Annotated in this window: 21 protein-coding genes; 13 read left to right on the top strand and 8 right to left on the bottom strand. The window is 62.0% G+C overall.

Annotated elements, in window-relative coordinates; genetic code table 11:
- Positions 1 to 269 precede the first annotated feature (269 nt).
- Positions 270 to 1,772 carry a glycine betaine/L-proline transporter ProP gene (gene proP, locus BT204_RS08500; protein ID WP_014718644.1) on the top strand — a complete coding sequence of 501 codons (1,503 nt, stop codon included), beginning with the start codon at positions 270 to 272 and terminating at the stop codon, positions 1,770 to 1,772.
- Positions 1,773 to 1,825: 53 nt separating this feature from the next.
- Positions 1,826 to 2,332: a GAF domain-containing protein gene (locus tag BT204_RS08495; protein WP_072446363.1), complete on the top strand. Its 507-nt coding sequence runs from the start codon at positions 1,826 to 1,828 to the stop codon at positions 2,330 to 2,332.
- Here the strand turns inward: BT204_RS08495 and BT204_RS08490 are convergent.
- Positions 2,307 to 3,230, bottom strand: a complete 924-nt coding sequence (locus BT204_RS08490; RefSeq protein WP_072446361.1) for an AraC family transcriptional regulator — start codon at positions 3,228 to 3,230, stop codon at positions 2,307 to 2,309. The two genes, BT204_RS08495 and BT204_RS08490, sit on opposite strands and share 26 nt — an antisense overlap.
- 163 nt (positions 3,231 to 3,393) lie before the next feature.
- Between BT204_RS08490 and BT204_RS08485 the strand changes: the two genes are divergently transcribed.
- Positions 3,394 to 4,416 (top strand): alpha/beta hydrolase, encoded by a 1,023-nt coding sequence (locus BT204_RS08485; protein ID WP_072446360.1) that lies wholly within the window; start codon positions 3,394 to 3,396, stop codon positions 4,414 to 4,416.
- Positions 4,413 to 5,603, top strand: coding sequence for an MFS transporter (locus BT204_RS08480; RefSeq protein ID WP_072446358.1), 1,191 nt, complete (start codon positions 4,413 to 4,415; stop codon positions 5,601 to 5,603). Before BT204_RS08485 ends, BT204_RS08480 begins: the two co-directional genes overlap by 4 nt.
- Here the strand turns inward: BT204_RS08480 and BT204_RS08475 are convergent.
- Positions 5,596 to 6,417 carry an AraC family transcriptional regulator gene (locus tag BT204_RS08475; RefSeq protein WP_072446356.1) on the bottom strand — a complete coding sequence of 274 codons (822 nt, stop codon included), beginning with the start codon at positions 6,415 to 6,417 and terminating at the stop codon, positions 5,596 to 5,598. The two genes, BT204_RS08480 and BT204_RS08475, sit on opposite strands and share 8 nt — an antisense overlap.
- Before the next feature lie 102 nt (positions 6,418 to 6,519).
- On the opposite strand from BT204_RS08475, the gene BT204_RS08470 reads away from it, so the two are divergent.
- Entirely contained in the window at positions 6,520 to 7,731 is a 1,212-nt protein-coding gene (locus tag BT204_RS08470; protein ID WP_003190861.1) for an MFS transporter, read from the top strand.
- Between the two features lie 183 nt (positions 7,732 to 7,914).
- Here the strand turns inward: BT204_RS08470 and iolG are convergent, their stop codons facing one another.
- Both iolG and BT204_RS08460 read right to left on the bottom strand, forming a co-directional pair.
- A complete protein-coding gene (iolG, locus tag BT204_RS08465) occupies positions 7,915 to 8,919 on the bottom strand; it encodes an inositol 2-dehydrogenase (protein ID WP_057975766.1) in 1,005 nt (334 codons plus the stop codon).
- Between the two features lie 43 nt (positions 8,920 to 8,962).
- Positions 8,963 to 9,988 (bottom strand): LacI family DNA-binding transcriptional regulator, encoded by a 1,026-nt coding sequence (locus BT204_RS08460; protein ID WP_057975765.1) that lies wholly within the window; start codon positions 9,986 to 9,988, stop codon positions 8,963 to 8,965.
- A gap of 124 nt (positions 9,989 to 10,112) precedes the next feature.
- Here BT204_RS08460 and BT204_RS08455 point away from each other — a divergent pair, with 124 nt between their 5' ends.
- The 3 genes from BT204_RS08455 to BT204_RS08445 are packed head-to-tail and all read left to right on the top strand — an operon-like array spanning position 10,113 to position 13,048.
- Positions 10,113 to 10,958 (top strand): SDR family oxidoreductase, encoded by an 846-nt coding sequence (locus BT204_RS08455; RefSeq protein WP_072446354.1) that lies wholly within the window; start codon positions 10,113 to 10,115, stop codon positions 10,956 to 10,958.
- Positions 10,958 to 12,082 (top strand): phytanoyl-CoA dioxygenase family protein, encoded by a 1,125-nt coding sequence (locus BT204_RS08450; RefSeq protein ID WP_072446352.1) that lies wholly within the window; start codon positions 10,958 to 10,960, stop codon positions 12,080 to 12,082. The genes BT204_RS08455 and BT204_RS08450 overlap by 1 nt, the downstream gene beginning before the upstream one ends.
- A gap of 42 nt (positions 12,083 to 12,124) precedes the next feature.
- On the top strand, positions 12,125 to 13,048 hold the full coding sequence (locus tag BT204_RS08445) for a sugar ABC transporter substrate-binding protein (RefSeq protein WP_057975762.1): 924 nt from the start codon (positions 12,125 to 12,127) through the stop codon (positions 13,046 to 13,048).
- A gap of 50 nt (positions 13,049 to 13,098) precedes the next feature.
- On the opposite strand, the gene BT204_RS08440 is transcribed toward BT204_RS08445, so the two are convergent.
- Positions 13,099 to 13,413 (bottom strand): DUF2834 domain-containing protein, encoded by a 315-nt coding sequence (locus BT204_RS08440; RefSeq protein WP_057975761.1) that lies wholly within the window; start codon positions 13,411 to 13,413, stop codon positions 13,099 to 13,101.
- Between the two features lie 192 nt (positions 13,414 to 13,605).
- On the opposite strand from BT204_RS08440, the gene BT204_RS08435 reads away from it, so the two are divergent.
- Positions 13,606 to 15,315: an amidase gene (locus BT204_RS08435; protein ID WP_054897343.1), complete on the top strand. Its 1,710-nt coding sequence runs from the start codon at positions 13,606 to 13,608 to the stop codon at positions 15,313 to 15,315.
- A gap of 162 nt (positions 15,316 to 15,477) precedes the next feature.
- On the opposite strand, the gene BT204_RS08430 is transcribed toward BT204_RS08435, so the two are convergent.
- Positions 15,478 to 15,711, bottom strand: coding sequence for a DUF6434 domain-containing protein (locus BT204_RS08430; protein WP_003190852.1), 234 nt, complete (start codon positions 15,709 to 15,711; stop codon positions 15,478 to 15,480).
- Positions 15,712 to 15,864: 153 nt separating this feature from the next.
- Between BT204_RS08430 and BT204_RS08425 the strand changes: the two genes are divergently transcribed.
- Complete coding sequence (locus BT204_RS08425; RefSeq protein ID WP_072446350.1) at positions 15,865 to 16,296, top strand: nuclear transport factor 2 family protein; 432 nt, start codon at positions 15,865 to 15,867, stop codon at positions 16,294 to 16,296.
- 7 nt (positions 16,297 to 16,303) lie between these two features.
- Here the strand turns inward: BT204_RS08425 and BT204_RS08420 are convergent, their stop codons facing one another.
- On the bottom strand, positions 16,304 to 17,629 hold the full coding sequence (locus BT204_RS08420) for an aminotransferase-like domain-containing protein (protein WP_072446347.1): 1,326 nt from the start codon (positions 17,627 to 17,629) through the stop codon (positions 16,304 to 16,306).
- Positions 17,630 to 17,718: 89 nt separating this feature from the next.
- Between BT204_RS08420 and BT204_RS08415 the strand changes: the two genes are divergently transcribed.
- From BT204_RS08415 to yghX, 3 genes are read left to right on the top strand one after another with little or no spacing between them, the layout of a single operon-like run.
- On the top strand, positions 17,719 to 18,609 hold the full coding sequence (locus BT204_RS08415) for a DMT family transporter (RefSeq protein WP_072446345.1): 891 nt from the start codon (positions 17,719 to 17,721) through the stop codon (positions 18,607 to 18,609).
- A 51-nt stretch (positions 18,610 to 18,660) separates the two neighbouring features.
- The gene (locus BT204_RS08410) at positions 18,661 to 19,155 is read left to right on the top strand and encodes a PaaI family thioesterase (RefSeq protein WP_054897340.1); all 495 of its coding nucleotides are present in this window, start codon (positions 18,661 to 18,663) and stop codon (positions 19,153 to 19,155) included.
- A 44-nt stretch (positions 19,156 to 19,199) separates the two neighbouring features.
- Positions 19,200 to 20,087 carry a YghX family hydrolase gene (gene yghX / locus BT204_RS08405; protein WP_072446343.1) on the top strand — a complete coding sequence of 296 codons (888 nt, stop codon included), beginning with the start codon at positions 19,200 to 19,202 and terminating at the stop codon, positions 20,085 to 20,087.
- Positions 20,088 to 20,240: 153 nt separating this feature from the next.
- Here yghX and BT204_RS08400 read toward each other — a convergent pair whose 3' ends face one another.
- A complete protein-coding gene (locus BT204_RS08400; protein ID WP_072446341.1) occupies positions 20,241 to 21,113 on the bottom strand; it encodes a LysR family transcriptional regulator in 873 nt (290 codons plus the stop codon).
- Between the last annotated feature and the right edge of the window lie 52 nt (positions 21,114 to 21,165).

Genomic DNA, 21,165 nt, shown 5'->3' with positions numbered 1-21,165 from the left:
CTCCCCTTGTGGAAGCGGGCTTGCCCGCGAAAGCGGAGTGCCAGTCACTGAATCTTTAACTGAACCACCGCTTTCGCAGGCAAGCCAGCTCCCACATTTGATCTGTTTTGCCGGTAGCTATGCATCGGCCTTCAGAACCAGGCATTTTTACCCATGCGAGAAAAAATACACAAAGCGGTGAATTATTTCGTGTCCACTTGTATCTGAACTGACAGAGCGGTGCCATCGTAGCGATGGCACCTCCCCTGTTCAGCTTTTGAGTGGCCCGCATGAAACTACGTAAAAAACGCGTCAAACCCATCGGATTGAAAGACATCACCATTGTCGACGACAACAAGATGCGCAAGGCGATCACCGCCGCCGCACTTGGCAATGCCATGGAATGGTTCGACTTTGGCGTCTATGGCTTTGTCGCCTATGTGCTGGGCAAGGTGTTCTTCCCCGACGCTTCCCCCAGCGTGCAGATGATCGCAGCACTGGCTACCTTCTCCGTACCTTTCCTGATTCGCCCGCTGGGCGGCCTGTTCTTCGGCGCACTGGGCGATAAGTACGGGCGGCAAAAAGTCCTGGCCGCCACCATCGTGATCATGTCCTTGAGCACCTTTGCCATCGGCTTGATCCCCGGCTATGCCTCCATTGGCATCTGGGCCCCGATCCTGTTGCTGCTGTGCAAAATGGCCCAGGGTTTCTCGGTGGGCGGCGAGTACACCGGCGCGTCGATTTTCGTGGCTGAATACGCGCCCGACCGCAAGCGCGGTTTCCTTGGCAGTTGGCTGGACTTCGGCTCCATCGCCGGTTTCGTGCTCGGCGCGGGTGTGGTGGTGTTGATCTCCACCGTGCTCGGTGAAGCCGAATTCGAGGCCTGGGGCTGGCGCCTGCCGTTCTTCCTCGCCCTGCCCCTGGGCATCATCGGCCTGTACCTGCGCCACGCGCTGGAAGAGACCCCGGCGTTTCAACAGCATGTCGACAAACTCGAACAGGGTGACCGCGAAGGCTTGAGCCACGGCCCTAAAGTCTCGTTCAAGGAAATCGCCACCAAGCACTGGCGCAGCCTGCTGACCTGCATCGGTATCGTCGCGGCCACCAACGTGACCTACTACATGCTACTCACCTACATGCCGAGCTACCTGTCCCACAACCTGCACTATGCCGAAAACAGCGGCGTGCTGATCATCATCGCGATCATGGTCGGCATGTTGTTCGTGCAACCGTTCATTGGTTTTGTCAGCGACAAGATCGGCCGCAAGCCGTTCATCATCGCCGGCAGCATCGGCCTGCTGTTCCTGTCGATTCCGGCCTTCATGCTGATCACCAGCGGCAAGACCGGCCTGATTTTCGGCGGCCTGTTGATTCTGGCGGTGGTGCTGAACTTCTTTATCGGCGTGATGGCGTCGACCTTGCCAGCAATGTTCCCCACCCATCTGCGCTACAGCGCCCTGGCCAGTGCGTTCAACGTCTCGGTACTGATCGCCGGTGTTACGCCGACCGCCGTGGCCTGGCTGGTGGAGAGCACCAACGACCTGTACATGCCCGCCTATTACCTGATGGTGTTTGCAGTGGTGGGCCTGATCACGGGCCTGACCATGAAGGAAACCGCCAACAAGCCCCTGCGTGGCGCGGCCCCGGCGGCTTCCGACATGGAAGAAGCCAAGGAGCTGCTGCAGGAGCATCACGACAATATCGAGCAGAAAATCGAAGACATCGATGCCGAGATTGCCGCGCTGCAAACCAAGCGGGAAAACCTGGTACAGCAACACCCGCGCATCAACTAATAACCTGACTGTGCGTGGTCGCGGCCTGCGACCACGCCATTGGAGCGTTCAGCATGGTTTCAAGCGTCACCGCCGCATACAGGTTACTCAGCGCAGACGAGCGCGCCGCCATTGCCGAAATTGAAGCAACCACCAATATCCTCAAGCTGGTCACCCGTCTGACCGGGATGAGATTCGCCGGCATCGCCAAGTTCACCGACCAGGAATGGGTGGTGTGTTCGGCCTACGACCCGCTGCAAATGGGCATCAACGTCGACGACGTACTCGACCTTGAAACCACCCTGTGCAGTGAGTTCTGCATCAACCCACACACCCTGTTCATCCCCCAGATCAGCCAGAACGGCCGTTTCGCGTCACGCCCGGTGGTCAAGCAATACGCCATCGAAAGCTACGCCGGCGCGCCGATCTTCCTGCCCGATGGCCGCCTGTTCGGGGCGCTGTGTGCGCTGGACTCACGGGCCATGCTGTTCGACGACCCCAACCTGCCGGAAACCCTGAGCCTGTTCGCACGGCTGATTGGCTGCATCTTCTACGCTAATCTGACCCCGGCGGATCACTGACACCCGCCCGGCCCCGCAGTGTTGCCATATCGCGCTTGGGCGGCACCCCGAACAGTCGGCTGTACTCACGGCTGAATTGCGACGGGCTCTCATACCCGACTTTGAACGCGGCACTGGAGACATCCTGGTGCTCGTTCAACATCAATCGTCGTGCTTCATTCAGACGCAGCCATTTCTGGTATTGCAGCGGGCTCATCGCGGTCAGTTGCCGGAAGTGATGGTGAAAGGTCGCCGCGCTCATTTGCACCCGCGCTGCCAGCTCTTCCACACGCAGGGCTGCGTCGAAATTCAACTTCAGCCAGTCGATCGCCTTGGCAATTCGATAGCCCTGTCCGTCCACCGAGCAGATCTGGCGCAGTCGACCGGCCTGATCGCTTTTCAATAGCCGGTAATGAATCTCGCGCTGGATCAATGGCGCGAGTACCGGAATAGCCTCGGGTTCATCCAGCAACGCCACCAGGCGCGCGAATGCGGCCAGCATGCCGTCGGTGACCGTGCCGATCCCCACGCCCTTCATGACCGCACGCTCACGCACCGGTGGCAAGCCACCCTGGGCGATCAGCTCCGCGAGCATGCGCAGGTCCAGCTTGAACGTCAGCCCCAGGCACGGCTGCTCGGGGCTGGCCGCCAGCACCTCGGAATTGGCCGGGATGTCCAGCGACGTCACCAGGAACCGGGAAGTGTCGTAGGGGTAGCCCTCGCCACCGACCCACAACTGCTTCTCGCCCTGGGCCACCAGCACGATGCACGGCTCAACCATGCACACCACCGGCGCAGCGGGTTGCTCACGCCGATAAAAGCCCAGGCCGGGGATCGGCATGGCGTAGTCGCCGGACGACGGGGTGCGCGAACCAATCGACTGGATCAGCGCGTTCAGTGGGGTGGGAGTGGACGTCATGACAGACCCTTTCAATGCTTCATTGCACTTTACCCGCGCAAGTCACGGGCGTCGTCACCTGGCCCTGAAACTCAGAGGATCAGGCAAGTAATCCACTCAAATGCACTACAGAAGCCCTGCCGTCACCCGGAAAATGTGCTGACACTTCACGAGGAACACCCCTATGAAACGCCTCTTGCTCGCCCTGGGTTTGTTGGTGACTTCTCTTTCTTCATTTGGAGCCGATATGTCTAACGGTGCGGATAACTTCTACAGCAGCGACACAGTGACGGCCGAGCCTGTCACCTTCAACAATCAATACGGCATGCAGGTCGCAGGCACGCTGTTCGTGCCCAAGCACCTTGCCCCAGGCTCAAAGCACGCAGCCCTTGTCGTCGGCCACCCGATGGGCGCCGTCAAAGAGCAAAGCGCCAACCTCTACGCCACCAAAATGGCCGAACAGGGCTTCGTGACCCTGTCGCTGGACCTGTCGTTCTGGGGCCAGAGCGCTGGCACACCACGCAACGCGGTGTTGCCCGACCTCTACGTGGAAGACTTCAGCGCCGCCGTGGACTTTCTCGGCACTCGCCCACAGGTCGACCGGGAACGCATCGGTGCCATCGGCATTTGTGGCAGCGGCAGTTTTGTGATCAGTGCTGCGAAGATCGATCCGCGTCTCAAGGCAATCGCCACCGTCAGCATGTACGACATGGGCGCGGCCAACCGCAATGGCCTCAAGCACGGCATGACCTTGCAACAGCGCCAGCAGATCCTGCGCCAGGCCGCCAACCAGCGCTATGTAGAGTTCCAGGGCGGCGAGACCCTCTACACCGGTGGCACGCCGCAGAGCCTTACCGGCGACCCGGTCGGCGACGAGTTCTACGACTTCTACCGCACCCCCCGCGGCGAAGTCACCCCGGCAGGCGCCTCATCGCAGACCACCACCCGGCCGACGCTGACCAGCAACGTCAAGTTCATGAACTTCTACCCCTTCAACGATATCGAGACGATCTCGCCGCGCCCACTGCTGCTGATTACCGGGGCCAACGCGCACTCCCGTGAATTCAGTGAAGACGCCTATCAACGCGCCGCCGAGCCCAAGCAATTGCTGAGCATCCCCAACGCCGGCCATGTAGACCTGTACGACCGCGTCGAACTGATCCCGTTTGACACGCTCACCACCTTCTTCCAGAGCCACTTGCAGTGAGGTCCGTTACCCCTCAACCGCAACGCTGGGGCGCGGTGCTGGCGATGTCGCTCGCGGCGTTTGCCTTGGTCGCCTCCGAGTTCATGCCGGTCAGCCTGCTCACACCGCTGGCCGCTGACTTGCACATCACTGAAGGCCAGGCCGGCCAGGGCATTTCCGTGTCCGGGGTGTTTGCCTTGCTCACCAGCCTGGTGATCGCGGCGGTTGCCGCGCGGATGGATCGCAAGCGCCTGCTGATGGCCCTGACCCTGCTGATGATCGTCTCTGGCAGCGTGGTGGCGTTCGCACCGAATTACGCGGTGTTCATGCTCGGGCGCGCGTTGATTGGAGTGGCGATTGGCGGCTTCTGGTCACTGTCGGCGGCCACGGCAATGCGCCTGGTCGAGCCCGCCCAAGTGCCACGGGCCTTGGCCATCGTCAACGGTGGCAACGCCCTGGCGACGGTGATCGCGGCGCCGCTGGGCAGCTTTCTTGGCGGCCTGATTGGCTGGCGCGGCGCATTCTTTTGCGTGGTGCCAGTGGCCGTGATTGCGCTGGCCTGGCTGTGGCTGAGCTTACCGGCGCTCAAGCACAGCGGCACGGCGGCCACCGGCAATGCGCTGCGCCTGCTGAAAAACTCCAAGGTAGCCTTGGGCATGTGCGCCGTCAGCCTGTTCTTCATGGGCCAGTTCATGCTGTTCACTTACTTGCGGCCATTCCTGGAAGGCATGACCCGGGTCGAGGTGTCCACCCTGTCGCTGATGCTGCTGGTGCTCGGCCTGGCCGGCCTGGCGGGTACGGTGTTGATTGAGCATTTGCTCAAGCGTCACCTGTACCCGACGCTGATTGCCATTCCGTTGATCATGGCCGGCATTGCCCTTGCGCTGGTGGGGTTCGGCGGTTCAGCGATTGTCACCACCCTGCTGTTGGGCTGCTGGGGCCTGGTAGCGACAGCTGCTCCGGTTGGCTGGTGGACATGGCTGGCACGCACCTTGCCCGACGACGCCGAGGCCGGCGGGGGGTTGATGGTCGCCATCATCCAGTTGGCGATTGCCGCCGGTGCCACCGTCGGTGGCGTGGCATTCGACTTGAGCGGCTACCGGGCCACCTTCGAGCTGAGCGCCGCCTTGCTGATAGTCGCCACGCTGCTGGCTTACCTGGCATCCCGCCGCCCTGCTCATGCGCGCATGGCGAGCGACGCTACTTGAAAAAATGACTCGGCGTTTTACCAAACTGTTTCTTGAACATGCTGGTAAAAGCGCTGGGGCTTTCGTAGCCCAATTCAAACGCCACATCAATGATCTTCTCCCCCACCGCAATGCGTTCCAGCGCCAGCAATAGCCGCGCTTGCTGGCGCCATTGGCCGAAGGTCATGCCGGTTTCCTTGCGGAACAGGCGCTGGATGGTGGTCTGGTCCAATCCCAACCGCGCACTCCAGTCGGCGACGGTGGAGGCATCACTCGGCTCATCCTGCAACGCCAGGCAAATCGGTCTCAGACGCGGGTCGGCAGGCTGGGGCAGCGACAGCGGCAAGGCCGGGAGAATGGCCAGCTCGTCAAGAATCAGGTGCATGATCCGCGCGTCACGTGAATCCTCGGCATATGGCGGTTTCAAACTGACCGAGGCCTTGATCAGTTCGCTCAGCAGCGGCGAGACCGTCACCGTCTTGGGCTCGGCCGGCAGGTTGGGGAAGCTGTCCGGGCGCACGAACACGCTGCGCATCTGCAGCGTACCCACGCAGCGCAGCGAGTGAACTTGACCGCAAGGCATCCAGAAGCCACGATTGGGCGGCACCGTCCATTGCCTCAGGGCCGAGTACACCACCATCACACCGCCAATGGCGTACAGCAGTTGGTGCTTGTTGTGGCTGTGTTCGGGGATCACCCAGTTTTCGGGGTAATCGGTGGCCGAACTGATGACGGCCCAGTCGCCCTCATCGATCTCTCGCAGAAATTTATCCAGTGATTTGATCATTTCGCCCTTTTTGCGATGGTTTCTGCCCGAATTGCGCGAGACAGGCATTGGCGCCGAATCTAGCATAAACGCCGAGTCCAGATGGAGTGGCGGTTCACATCACCGCCGCCCGCCTCCACGCCTGTTAGCTGCCTTGTACGGAATGCCCGCATGTCCACAGTCACAGCGTCACCCGCCGCACCTTCGACCAGCCCGCAAGTAAGCCCCTTAGTCATGCGCGTCCTGGGCGCCTGTGCCCTGGCGCACCTGATCAATGACTTGATCCAGGCTGTGCTGCCATCGATCTACCCGATGCTCAAGGCCAACTACGGCCTGAGCTTCACCCAGGTCGGCCTGATCACCCTGACCTTCCAGTTGACCGCCTCGCTGCTGCAACCGTGGATCGGCTACCACACCGACCGCCACCCCAAACCCTGGTTATTACCAGCGGGCATGGTGTGCACCTTGATCGGCATCCTGATGCTGGCCTTTGTCGGCAACTTCCCGGCGATATTGCTCGCGGCGGCGCTGGTGGGTGTGGGCTCATCGACCTTCCACCCGGAAACCTCCCGCGTCGCACGCCTGGCTTCCGGTGGGCGCTACGGCTTGGCGCAATCGACCTTCCAGGTCGGCGGCAACACCGGCAGCGCTTTCGGCCCGCTGCTGGCGGCGGCGATCATCATTCCCTACGGCCAAAGCCACATTGCCTGGTTCGGCCTGTTTGCGGTGTTCGCCATCCTGGTGCTGTACGGCTTGAGCCGCTGGTACCGCCACCACCTCAACCTGTTCAAGCTCAAGCAAGGCAGCCAGGCAACCCACGGTTTGTCCAAAGGCCGCGTGACCTTCGCCCTGGTGGTATTGGCTGTGCTGGTGTTTTCCAAATACTGGTACATGACCAGCCTGACCAGTTACTTCACGTTCTACCTGATCGAGAAATTCCAGCTGTCGGTAGCCAGCTCGCAGATGTACCTGTTCCTGTTCCTCGGCGCAGTGGCCGTGGGCACCTTCGCCGGCGGCCCGATCGGCGACAAGATCGGCCGCAAGAAAGTCATCTGGTTCTCGATCCTCGGCGCCGCGCCGTTCACCCTGGCCCTGCCCTACGTCGACCTGTTCTGGACCGCCGTACTCAGCGTGGTCATCGGCTTTATCATCGCCTCGGCGTTCTCGGCCATCGTGGTGTTTGCCCAGGAATTGGTGCCGGGCAATGTGGGCATGATCGCCGGGATATTCTTCGGCCTGATGTTCGGCTTCAGCGGGATCGGCGCGGCGCTGCTCGGGATGCTCGCTGACCATCACGGCATCGAATACGTGTACAAGCTGTGCTCGTTCCTGCCGCTGGTGGGTATCCTGACGGTACTGCTGCCTTCTACCAAGGGGGTCTGATTGGTTGGGCTGGACTGCAAGCCAACGGGTACCTGACTGACTCCACGCCCCCCAAATGTGGGAGCGGGCTTGCTCGCGAAGACGGTGGCACAACCTATGAGGTTCTTGACTGTCACACCGCCTTCGCGAGCAAGCCCGCACCCACAGCGCATCGCTGGCCACGTAAGCTACCCCCCAGCCGTGCTACAGGTCATGACCGACCCTCACACTGCGCCCGGTCTTCACCGACTCCAACGCACAATCAGCCAGATGCAACGCATACAGGCCATCGCGCATACTGGTGGGCAACTCGCGCCCCTCGTTCAACGCATCGATGAACTGCGTCAGCTCATTGCGATACGCATCCGCGTAACGCTCAAGGAAAAAATGCTGCAACGGCTCCAGCGCTTCGGTGTGCTCAGCGCTCCAATGGCGCACGGTGCTGGGCCGGTGATTGTCGGTCAGCAGCACGCCGCTGGCGCCGGAAACTTCTACGCGCTGGTCATAGCCATACACCGCCTGGCGGCAGCAGTTGATATGGCATTGTTTGCCCGAAGCGGTGCGTAGCAAAACCATGACGCTGTCGTAGTCGTCGATCTGCTCCAGGGTCGGGTCCACCAGGCGACTGGCGAAGGCGCTGACTTCTACCGGTTCCTCGCCGAGCAAATGGCGAGCGGTGTCAAAGTCATGGATGGTCATGTCGCGCAGGATCCCGCCAGAGTGTTCCAGATAGTCACGCGGTGCCAGGCCAGGGTCGCGACTGGTGATGATCACCTGGCGCACGACGCCGATCTGGCCGGCGTCCAGCGCCTGGCGCAGGCGCAGCATGTCTGGGTCGAAGCGCCGGTTGAAACCGAGCATTACCTTGCCGCCCTGGCGCTCCACGGTTTGCGCCGCGCTGCGCGCCTTGGCGATGTCCAGGTCGATGGGTTTTTCGCAGAGCACCGCCTTGCCCTGGGCCACCGCAGCCAGCAACAGGTCGATGTGGGTGTCGGTGGGCGTGCCGATCACCACCGCATCGATGTCCTCGCGGCTCAGCACGGCGGCGCAGTCATACGCGGCTTCACACCCCAACTGGGTGCTCAAGGCATCGACACCTGCGCGCCAGGGATCGGCCACCAGCGCCAGCGTGGCATTGGGATGGGCGGCAACGTTGGCGGCATGGATCTTGGCGATGCGCCCGGCACCTAGAACGGCGATACGTAGCATGGTCGAACTCCTGGATTGTTATTGGATGTGGTATTTCAGCGCTTCAGTCCGGCAGGTTGAACGGCGTGACGATCTGCACCTGTGACGGCGCAATCGGCCCGGCCTTCCAGAGCCGGTGGTAGTGCAGGATGTGCAGGAATACGTGGCGGGCATCGATCTGCAGGTTGTGATCGATGATCGCCGCGACTTTTTCTTCCCTCAGCAGTTGGCGGTTTTCTTCGTCAAGGTCGTGGCCGATGAACACCTCCAATGGACGGTCCTGGGCGGTAAACGCGTCGACAATTGCGCGGTTGCCACCGCCGACGCTGTACACCGCCTTCAGCCCGGGGTGCTGGAGCAAGGCTTGGGTCACTCGCTCAAAGGTGCGCTCATACACGCCGTAGCCGCCGCTGATATCCAGTACTCGCAGGTACTCGGCGCGGCCACGCAGCCAGGTACGAAAACCCATCTCGCGCTCTTCTTCGCCGCGGAACAATTCGCTGCCGATAACCACCGCCACGTCCTGCGCCTCGGTCGGCAGCCAGCGCGACATCAGGTAGGCCGCTGTCTGGCCGGCCGTGCGATTGTCCATGCCCACATAGCCGATGCGCTCGCTTTGGGGCAGGTCGGTGACCAAGGTCACCACCGGAATACCGGCCGCAATCAGCTGCTTGACGGCCAGGTTCACCGCCGGCTCATCCGCAGCCTTGAGCACCACGCCCTGGCTGCCCGTGTCGAGGCAGCGCAGCAGTTGGTCATGCATGGCCTGGGGCTCGATCTCCTCGAACAGGTGAAAACGTGGCGCGATGCGAAACGGTGCCAGGCTGGCCAATTGGCCAACGATCGCCGCCTGCACCGCCGCGCTGAAACGCTGGGGCGTGTGCATGATCACGTCCACATGGAAGGTACGCCCCACGGCCAAGCCATTTTTTTCCTGGGATTCCAACTCCTCCAATGCCTGCTCGATACGCCGCCGTGTCTGGGCGTGCACGCTGCCGCGCTGGTGCAACACGCGGTCCACCGTGGCCTTGCTGACGCCAGCCTGGGTGGCGAGTTGCTTGATGGAAAAGTGTTTTGCGCGTTCGAGCATGGGTTTCGCCTGAGGTGTTTTTGAGGTCTTTTTTGGGCGTTATTGAGGTTTTGCAATGCTAGTCTCAGTTTTGCCCGGCGTCGAGCCGGGCCAGCAAAACAACAAAAATTCCAGGAGAACCCCAATGCCCCACACCGATCTTGCGACCTCGTTCAGCGGCCAATACTTTGTCGTCACCGGCAGCACCCAGGGCCTCGGCGCGGCGGTGGCCCATACCCTGGCTCGCCGTGGTGCGGCCGGGCTGATCATTTGCGGGCGTCGCCGTACCGAGGGCGACGCGCAGGTGCGCCAGCTGGCCCAGTTGGATTGCCAGGCAATTTTTGTCGAGGCCGACCTGGAAAAGGTCGAAGACTGCCGCGCTATCATCGAAGCAGCGCGCGTCCATTTCGGCACCTTGCACGGCTTGGTGAACTGCGCCGGCATGTCTGACCGCGGCACCATTCTCGACACCTCGCCGGAGCTGTTCGAGCGCTTGTTTGCGGTCAATGTACGGGCGCCGTTTTTCCTCATGCAGGAAGCGTTGAAGCTGATGATCAGCAACGGTGTCGCAGGTGCGGTCGTCAATATCCAGAGCGTTACCGGCCATGGTGGGCAATCGTTCTTGAGTGCCTACGCGGCGTCCAAGGGCGCGCTGGCGATCCTGACCAAGAACGTAGCGTTCAGTGCCTTGCGCAACCGCATCCGCGTGAATGGCCTGAACATCGGCTGGATGGACACGCCCCACGAGGATCAGATCCAGCGCCAGTACCACGGCGCCCAGGACGGCTGGCTGGCCGAAGCCGAACGCGCCCAACCGTTTGGGCGCCTGCTCAAGCCCGAAGAGGTGGCGCGCAGCGTGGCATTTTTGCTGTCCGCCGAGTCGGGAATGATGAGCGGCGCGGTCATCGACCTGGAACAGGGCGTGGTCGGCTGCACCGACAGCAGCACCCCGCAACCTCACCAGGCCCTGAGCCTTCCAGGAGGTGTGTGATGTCGGCTTTTGTAAACGGCGACGCGGTGCGCCTGGCCGACTTCAGCCGGATCTGTGCGCAGCGCACCAACGCCAGCGACTACCCGCTGTGCCTTGAGGTACAAGGCAGTGTGCCGATCTATCAGGCCCACACCTTGCGCAACAGCGACCGCCTGGTCGTCATGAACGAGCTGCATCACCTGTTCCGTGACGGGCCCGGCGTAATGGTGGTGCGCCAAGCCTATGAAGACCTGGAAGTGGTGGACCGCCACAGCCAGGTCTTCGACGCGATCTTTGCCCATGAAGCCGCCCAAGGCGTGGCTGCCGATCACTTTGCCAAGGCCGGTAGCAATGGCAGGATCTGGAACGCGTTGCAGAAGGCGGCCTTACAGTCCCCCGAGTCTTTTGCCGAGTACTACGCCAACCCTCTGCTGGGGTTGATTGCCGAAGCCTGGTTGGGGCCGGGCTTTCAAGTCACGGCGCAAGTCAATGTGGTGCATCCAGGTGGCCAGGCGCAGCAGCCGCACCGTGACTATCACCTGGGTTTTCAGACCAACGATGTGGTCGAACGTTTTCCGCTGCCGCTGCATGCGCTGTCCCAACATTTGACGTTGCAAGGTGCTATCGCACACTCGGATATGCCGCTGGAAACCGGCCCCACCCAACTGCTGCCCTTTTCCCAGCAGTACGCCTTGGGGTACCTGGCGTGGCGTCGCACGGAGTTTATCGACTACTTCCAGCAACACGCGGTGCAATTGCCGCTGAACAAGGGCGACTTGCTGTTCTTCAACCCGGCGCTGTTCCATGCCGCCGGCACCAACCGCACGGCCGATCGCCAGCGCATGGCTAACCTGCTGCAAATCTCCTCGGCGTTCGGCAAGCCGATGGAAGCCATCGACCGCGACCGCATGATGCTGGCGGTGTACCCGGTGCTGCTCGCCAACCCCAACCTGGATGCCCACGCCGTGGTCGCCTGTACCGCAGACGGGTACTCCTTCCCCACCAACCTCGACACCGACCCACCCTTGAGGGGCCTGGCCCCACAAACCGGGCAACAGCTGATGCTGCAAGCCCTCGACGAACGCTGGCCGTGCTCGGACTTCGCCGCCGCCGTGGTGCAGCTACGGGCCAAACGCCAAGCGTAAACCGCCCTGCTTTGACAACAACAAAAACAACGGAGCAAAACCATGAAGAAGCAACTCCTTGCGGCACTGTTAGTCCTGGCGTTCAGCCCTTGGGCGCTGGCCGACATTCGCATCGGCGTGAGCATCGCCCAGGTGGACGACGTATTCCTCGCACAAATGCGCGACTACATGGCCGCCCACGCCAGGGAACTGCCCGATGTCACCCTGCAGTTTGAAGACGCCCAGGGCGATGTGGTGCGACAACTCAATCAGGTGCAAAACTTCACCGCCCAGGGCATGGACGCGATTATCGTCAACGCGGTGGACACAGCGGCCACCCAGAAGATGACGCTCAATGCCCAGCAGGCCAAGATCCCGCTGGTGTACGTCAACCGCCGCCCGGAGTTCAAGGAGGTACCAGCGGGCGTGGGCTATGTCGGTTCGGACGAGATCAAGGCCGGCGAAATCCAGATGCGCTACCTGGCCGAGAAAATGGGCGGCAAGGGCAACCTGGCGATCATGCTCGGGCTGCTGTCCAACAACGCCACCCATAACCGCACGCTGGGGGTGAAGAGCGTGCTGAAGGACTACCCCGACATCAAGATCGTCGAGGAGCAAAGCGCCGAATGGCAGCGTGGCAAGGCGATTGACCTGATGAACAACTGGATCGTATCAGGGCGCAAAATCGATGCCGTGGCCGCGAATGCCGATGAAATGGCGATTGGCGCGGCCATGGCTATCAGCCAGGCAGGCATGCAGCCGGGTAAGGACATCCTAGTGGCCGGCAGTGACGGCGGCGCAGCGGGATTGGACGCGGTGAAAAAAGGCCAGTTGTTGGTCACGGTGTACCAGGACAACAAGGGCCAGGCAGTGGGTTCCATCGACCTGGCGGTGAAGATGGTCAAGCAGCAGCCGTACACGGCGGAGCTGACGATTCCTTATCAGCAGATCACCAAGGACAACTACCAAGCGTTCCTTAATCCCTGAAGGCCGCGCACTACCCATGGCAAGGGAGCTTGCGCCCTTGCCATACAGGCTTAGTTGAGCGTTCGCCGGGAAAACCCATTAACCACGATATAGAGCAGCGGCCCTACCGACACAAACACTGCCGTCAGTAAAAAATACGGCAGCACTGAGGCCATCGACCGCCCTCGCCCACGCGCATCCCGGTACATCCACACACACGCCAGCACCGCCATCAGATACAGGTCAATCACCACCTGCGCCGTATCGGGCCGGGACATCAGTTCCCATCCAAATGCCAGCAGTGACTGCTCTGCCGTGAGCATGGTCGCCACCGTATAGAGGGTAAAGCCGAGCAAGGCAGCCAGGGCGATATAAGGTCTGTGCATGGTCTCTTCCTTGAAGTGCAACGTTAATCAACGCGGCCACCTTAGCGATAAAGGGCGGCCACTCGCAATGTTGCTGACGCCTTGCTTGGTGATGTCGTTCCCGCCGCCTACACGAAGTATGCCGCGCTGGTTTTGTGAAATATCTGTACGTAGACTGCCGCCATACCCCCACTTGAAGGCGGCGATAAAAACGTGATGCAAGTTACTGAAGTCTCTATTGCCCAATTGCGCGCTGCGCTTGAAGCCGGCCAGACCACGGCAGTTGAACTGGTGCAGGCGTACCTGGCGCGGATCGATGCCTACGATGGCCCGCAGACGGCCACTGCACTGAACGCCGTGGTGGTACGCAACCCCGATGCGCTCAAAGAAGCCCAGGCGTCCGATGCGCGCCGTGCCAAGGGGCAAACCCTGGGGCCGCTGGATGGCATTCCTTACACCGCCAAGGACAGTTACCTGGTCAAGGGGTTGACGGCTGCATCCGGCAGCCCGGCGTTTGCCAAGCTGGTGGCCCAGCGCGATGCCTTCACCATTGAGCGTCTGCGTGCCGGTGGCGCTATCTGCCTGGGCAAGACCAACATGCCGCCGATGGCCAATGGCGGTATGCAGCGTGGCGTGTACGGTCGCGCCGAAAGCCCCTACAACGCCGACTACCTCACCGCGCCGTTTGCGTCGGGTTCCTCCAACGGCGCTGGTACCGCCACCGCCGCCAGCTTTGCCGCGTTCGGGCTGGCTGAAGAAACCTGGTCCAGCGGTCGCGGCCCGGCCTCCAATAATGGCTTGTGTGCCTACACGCCGTCCCGTGGCGTGATTTCGGTGCGCGGCAACTGGCCACTGACCCCGACCATGGACGTGGTGGTGCCTTATGCTCGCACCATGGCCGACCTGCTGGAAGTGCTCGACGTCGTGGTGGCCGAAGACCCGGACACACGTGGTGACCTGTGGCGCCTGCAACCCTGGGTGCCGATCCCCAGCGTCACCTCGGTGCGCCCGGTGTCCTACGCCGCGCTGGCAGTCGACAGCGAAAACCTGGCCGGCAAGCGCTTTGGCGTGCCGCGCATGTACATCAACGCCGACCCGGATGCTGGCACCAGCGAAAAACCGGGTATCGGCGGCCCGACCGGACAAAAGATCCACACCCGCGCCACGGTGATCGAACTGTGGCAAGCCGCGCGCCAGGCATTGGAAGCGGCGGGTGCCGAAGTGATCGAAGTGGATTTCCCGCTGGTGTCCAACTGCGAAGGCGACCGCCCCGGCGCGCCGACGGTGTTTACCCGTGGCCTGGTCTCTAAAGAGTTCCTCCACGACGAACTGTGGGAGCTGTCTGCATGGGCCTTCGATGATTTCCTGCGTGCCAACGGCGACCCGCACCTGAACCGCCTGGCCGATGTGGACGGGCCGAACATCTTCCCCCACGACCCCGGCACCCTGCCCAACCGTGAAGACGACCTGGCCGCCGGCATGGACGAATACGTGCGCATGGCCCAACGCGGCATCACGCCATGGGACCAGATCAGCACCGTGCCCGATGGCCTGTGCGGCCTGGAGCAAACCCGGCGCCTGGACCTGGAAGACTGGATGGACACCCTCGGGCTCGACGCCGTGCTGTTCCCCACCGTGGCCGACGTAGGCCCGGCGGATGCCGATGTGAACGAAGCGTCTGCCGACATTGCCTGGAGCAACGGCGTGTGGGTGGCCAACGGCAACCTCGCCATCCGCCACCTGGGCGTGCCCACCGTCACCGTGCCGATGGGGGTGATGGCAGACATCGGCATGCCGGTGGGGCTGACCTTCGCCGGGCGTGCCTATGACGATTCGGCGCTGTTGCGCTTTGCCTCGGCGTTCGAAGCCACCGGCAGCAAACGGATGATCCCGCCGCGTACGCCACCGCTGGCGGCTATCTAGCTGGGCTCCTCACTCAAATGCGGGCTTGCTGTGGGCGAGCAAGCTTGCTTGCGCTGGGGTGCGTAGCGCCCCCAAAAAGCCGGCTCCAGCTGCGCTATCGAGCGGGAGCAAGCTCCCTCGCCACAGCAAGCCCGCTCCCACACTTTTTGTTCATATTTCAGTTCAAACACCGTGGTGCGAGGACCGAAGCACCTCGTTGCGACGCTGCCACTCCTCAACCACATCCCCCAAAGTCTTGGGTGCGCCGTTACGAATCCACGCCATGAATGGACGGTTGAACTTGAACGCCGGGCCACACTGCTCAAGCATAAAGCGGCGCACGTTCTGGGTGTTTTTATAGCTAGGGGTGACGGGTGTAGCGCGGGTGATGACGTCGCTGTGCCAGTCAAAATCCATCATGTACCTCGGCTGCGCGGATGTGATGAACACTCTAGCGCCTACTCACCTCAAGCTCCTGCAAAATTTCACTTTCCTTCCGCCTTGAGAATATTGCATGGTTGTACGACGACATACCTCATCGTATTTCTTAACAACAATAAGGAAACACCCATGTCCAACTTCAAAGTGCTGATCGGATTTCTGTGCCTCTTCTCCGGCTACGTCGCCGCCGCGCCCGGCGCCGCCGAGAAGGATGTAGCCCAGGCAGTCGATCAATTGACCCAAGCCATGCTGCATCTGGACCTCAGGCAGCTTCATGCACTGACGTCCGACAAGCTCACCTACGGCCACTCCAGCGGCAAGGTGCAAAACAAGGCGCAATTCATTGCCGACCTGGAAACCCATACCAGCGCATTCAAAACCCTGGAGATGCAAAACCAGACCATCACCCTCAACGGCGATACCGCCCTGGTGCGCAACCACTTCCATGCCCTGGCGGTGAACAGCGGTGTGGACACACCAACCGATATCGACAACTTTCAGGTTTGGCAAAAACAGCACGGCCAATGGCTGCTGATTGGGCGCCAGGCTTACAAGTACTGAGCAAAACTCACCACGCCACCACCTTGCGCACCTTCACCAGCGCCTCACGCAATGCCGCCATGGGCACCGAACCCAGGGCCAGGCGCAGCGCGTGGGGCACCTGGGCCGAGACCGCGAACGGTTCGGCGGTTGAAACCGAGATGCCCGCGCGCTGCAAGGTCATGGCGACCTGATCGGCGCGGGCGTCTTCCGCCAACGGTAGCCACAGAAAGTAGGAGGACGGGTGACTGATGGTCTTCACGCCCCTCAGCACCTGTGCTGCCAACGCTTGACGAGCCTGGGCATCCGCACGCTTTTGCGCCTCCAGTTGCGCCACCGTGCCGTCCTCGAGCCAGCCCACCGCAATCGCGCTCATCACCCCCGGCACGTTCCAGGTAGTGGCCATGATCGTGCGTTCCAAGCCGCTTACCCAAGCCATAGGCGCAGCGATAAAGCCCACGCGTAAACCGGTGGCGACACTCTTGGACAGCCCGCCGATGTACACCGTGCGCTCCGGTGCGAGGGTCGTCAAGGGCGGCGGTGCTTCTTCGGCGAGAAACGCATAGGCGCTATCCTCGATGATCATCAGGTTGTGCTGCCGGGCGATTGCCACCAAGCGCTCGCGCTGCGCCAGGCTCATCACCCAGCCCAGCGGGTTATGCAGGGTCGGCATGCTGTACACCGCTCGCACCGGGCGCTGGCGACACAGGCTGTGCAGGTGGTCAAGATCAGGGCCGTTGGCTGTGACTGGGATGGCGACCAGTTCCAGGTGCAGGGTTTCGGCCAGCACCTTGAACCCCGAATAGGTCAGTGCATCCACCGCGACCACATCCCCAGGCTTGAGCAAGGTCATCATGCTCACCGCCAGGCCATGCTGGGCGCCGCTGACCACCAGCACCTGCTCGGCTTGCACCGTCAACCCTCGGTTCAACAAGTGCCGGGCCACGGCGGCGCGCTCGTGCACACGTCCGGCATGGGGCTGGTAACGCAGCAACGCCTCCAGATCGCCGGACAGGGCGAGTTGGCGCAACGCCGTGCGCAGCAGCTCGGCCTGACCCGGCAAAGACGGATAGTTGAAATTCAGGTCCAGCAAACCCGCCGCAACCGTCATCTGCCCGCTGCCCTGCCCCGGTGGCAAGGCAATCTCACGCACGAAGGTGCCGCGCCCGGTTTCGCCGCTGACCAGGCCCATGGCTTCCAGCTCGCTGTACACCCGGCTGGCGGTGACCAGTGCCAGACCATGCTCGGCGGCCAATCGCCGATGGGTAGGTAACCGCGTGCCGGGCTGCAATTGGCCGCTGCGGATGGCCTCGGCGAAGGTATCGACCAGCGTCTTGTAGCGAGCACGGGGCATAGGGATGTATCCATGACAATTTTTTGATTGTCTTAATCTTCAATCCTAGGATGCCCAGCACGCAACTGCCATTTTCGGACAGGTCCCCCATGGAACGCACTTCTCCTCTCGGCACTCTGGACAGCAGCACCCAGGGTTGGATCAACGGTTTTATCGGTGTGGTGATTTTCAGCGGCTCGCTGCCAGCCACGCGCCTGGCGGTCATGGAATTCGATCCGGTATTCCTGACCATGATCCGCGCCACCCTCGCGGCGCTACTGGGGTTGTGCCTATTGGGGGTATTCAAGGAAAAACGCCCCACGCGCCAGCAATGGGCACCGCTGGTTATCGTCGCGCTTGGCGTGGTGATCGGCTTTCCACTGCTGACGGCCCTGGCCCTGCAGTACGTGACCTCGGCCCACTCCATCGTCTTTATCGGCCTGCTGCCACTGGCTACGGCGGTGTTCGGTGTGCTGCGCGGCGGTGAACGGCCGAGGCCGGTGTTCTGGTTGTTTTCGATCCTGGGCAGCCTATTGGTGATGGGATATGCCGTTACCCAAGGCTTGAGCGCCGCACCCGCGGGCGATGTGTTGATGCTGTTGGCCGTGCTGGCATGCGGCCTGGGGTATGCCGAAGGCGCCAAGCTGTCGCGCAGCCTGGGCGGCTGGCAGGTGATCTGCTGGGCGCTGGTGGTGTCGCTGCCGGTGGTGGCGCCCTTGAGCCTGTTGTTGGCGCCGTCTACCCTCAGCGGTATCAGCTTGCCGGCCTGGTTGAGCCTGGGCTACGTGGCGGTGTTCAGCATGTTGATCGGCTTTGTATTCTGGTACCGCGGCCTGGCCCAGGGCGGGATTGCCGCGGTCGGCCAGTTGCAGTTGCTGCAACCGTTCTTCGGCCTGGCGCTGGCAGCGGGTTTGCTGCATGAACAGGTCAGCCTGGGCATGGTGCTGGTGACGGTGGCGGTGATCGGCTGCGTGGCCGGGGCGAAGAAGTTTGCTCGCTAACCCCTGGCCTGCTAAATAGAAGCGTCGCCCAAACAACAACAAGGACTCTGCATGCACAGCGCTTCTCTCCAGGACACCACGGCGCCGGAAGGCATCTGCTACGGCTGCGGCAGCAGCAACCCTCATGGCCTGCACATCAAGAGCCGCTGGGATGACGATGGCGTACACGTCATTGCCGAGCATCAACCCGAGGCCAAATACAGCGGCTGGCCAGACCTGGTCTACGGTGGCCTGATCGCCATGCTGGTGGACTGCCATTCCAACTGGACCGCCATGGCCTACCACTACCGCGCCGAACAGCGTGAACCCGGCAGCCTGCCGCGCATCGACTGCGTCACCGGTAACCTGGGGATCAAATTCATCAAGCCCACGCCCATGGGTGTGCCCCTGGTCCTGCGGGCGCGGGTCGAAGGCGAAATCGGTCGCAAAAGCCGGGTGGTCTGCGAAGTGTATGCAGGCAGCGTGCTCACCGCCGTCGGCGACTCGGTGTTCGTGCGCGTCGACACCGGGCAACTGGCCGCCGCCGCCCATGGCCGCGAGGTTTGATCCTGGTCTACAGTGACGGCAACCGCTAATCGAGGACTGCACCGATGACTCGTCTGACCGCGAAAGACTTTGCTCCCGAACTGCTGGAACTCTACGACGGCTATGCCCACGGCAAGATCAACCGCCGCGAATTTCTCGACCGCGCCGCGCTGTTCACCCTCGGTGGCCTCACCGCTTCGGCATTGCTCGCGGCCCTGAGCCCCAATTACGCCCTGGCCGAACAGGTGAAATTCACCGACCCGGATATCGTCGCCGACTACATCACCTACCCCTCGCCCAAAGGCAACGGCACCGTGCGCGGCTATCTGGTGCGCCCAGCCAAGGCGGCAGGCAAGCTGCCAGCCGTGGTGGTGGTGCATGAAAACCGGGGCCTGAACCCCTATATCGAAGACGTCGCCCGACGCCTGGCCAAGGCCGGCTTTATCGCCCTGGCCCCCGACGGCCTGACCTCGGTGGGCGGCTACCCTGGCAATGATGAAAAAGGCGTCGCCCTGCAGCAGACCGTCGACCCGACCAAACTGATGAACGACTTCTTTGCCGCCATCGAGTGGCTGATGCAGCACGACAGCAGCACGGGCAAAGTCGGCATCACCGGGTTCTGTTACGGCGGTGGCGTGACCAATGCAGCGGCGGTGGCCTACCCGGAACTGGGCGCGGCAGTGTCGTTCTACGGGCGCCAACCCGACGCCAAGGACGTGCCGCGCATCAAGGCGCCGGTCATGTTGCATTTCGGTGAGCTGGATACGCGCATCAATGAAGGCTGGCCGGCGTATGAACAGGCATTGAAGGCCGCGGGGACGAGGTATGAGGCGTTTATCTACAAGGGCGCCAATCACGGGTTCCATAATGATTCGACACCGCGCTATGACGAAGCAGCGGCGAACCTTGCCTGGGAACGCACCCTGGGATGGTTCCGCCAATACCTCGCCTAGCCAAGCGCTGACTGTGGGAGCGGGCTTGCCCGCGAATGCGGTATGTCAGTCGCTGCACCTGTTACTGCACGACCGCTATCGCAGGCAAGCCAGCTCCCACCTTTGATCTTCGTTGCTTTGGGCATTGCGTTCGCTAGACTGATCGGCGTCACCTCAGGCAACACTTGCCTGCAACCACCCTTTGAACGCCAACATCGCGGGTGTCTCAGCCCGCGACTGCAAGCGCGTCAACCAATAGCTGCCGGTGGTGATCCCCACCTCGAACGGCTGGCGGATCACATCGTTCTCCAATTGCCGTGAAAACATCAGGGCTGGCGCCAGTGCTACGCCAGTCCCTTGCAGCGCGGCCTCCATCATCGCCAGCGAAGAGTCGAACACCACGCTGCGCGGCATCCGTGTATCGCTGGGCAAACCAGCGGCCTGGAACCACAGGTTCCACTCATCGGCACGGTAGGAACGCAGCAAGGTGTGCTTCAGCACGTCAGCCGGGCTGTGCAGTTGTTCGGCAATCTGCGGCACGCACAACACCGTCAGCGGTGCCTCAAGCAAGGAGCAGGCGTCGGTGCCGTGCCACGCGCCGGCGCCAAAGCGGATGGCATAATCCAGGCCCTCGGCGGCGACATCCACGCGATTGTTGTGGGTGGACAAGCGCAAGTCGATCAACGGGTAGCGGCTGTGAAAATCCGCCAGGCGTGGCAACAACCAGCCCACCGCAAAGGTACCGACCGCCCCCACCGTCAGGACTTCACGGTAATGGCCGCCTTCAAACTGATCCAAGGTCAGGGCAATACGGTCGAAGGCGTCACGCAGCACGGGCAGCAGGGATTCGCCTTCGCTGGTGAGCATCAAGCCCCGTGGCAGGCGCTTGAACAGCGTGACGTTGAGTTGCGCTTCGAGACTTTTGACCTGATGACTGACCGCCGCCTGGGTCACGCACAGCTCAATGGCCGCACGGGTAAAGCTCAAATGGCGCGCCGACGCTTCGAAAGCGCGCAACGCATTGAGCGGCAGGTGGGAACGCAACATGGCTTGACCCAAATTTTTCTAATGGCAGGTGCGAGATATCATCGTTTGCCGA

Source organism: Pseudomonas sp. NFPP02 (genome assembly GCF_900119355.1).
In the GTDB taxonomy this organism is placed as follows: domain Bacteria; phylum Pseudomonadota; class Gammaproteobacteria; order Pseudomonadales; family Pseudomonadaceae; genus Aquipseudomonas; species Aquipseudomonas paracarnis.
Note: the sequence above shows the minus strand (reverse complement) of the source record. Positions and strands in the feature narration are given on the sequence as shown.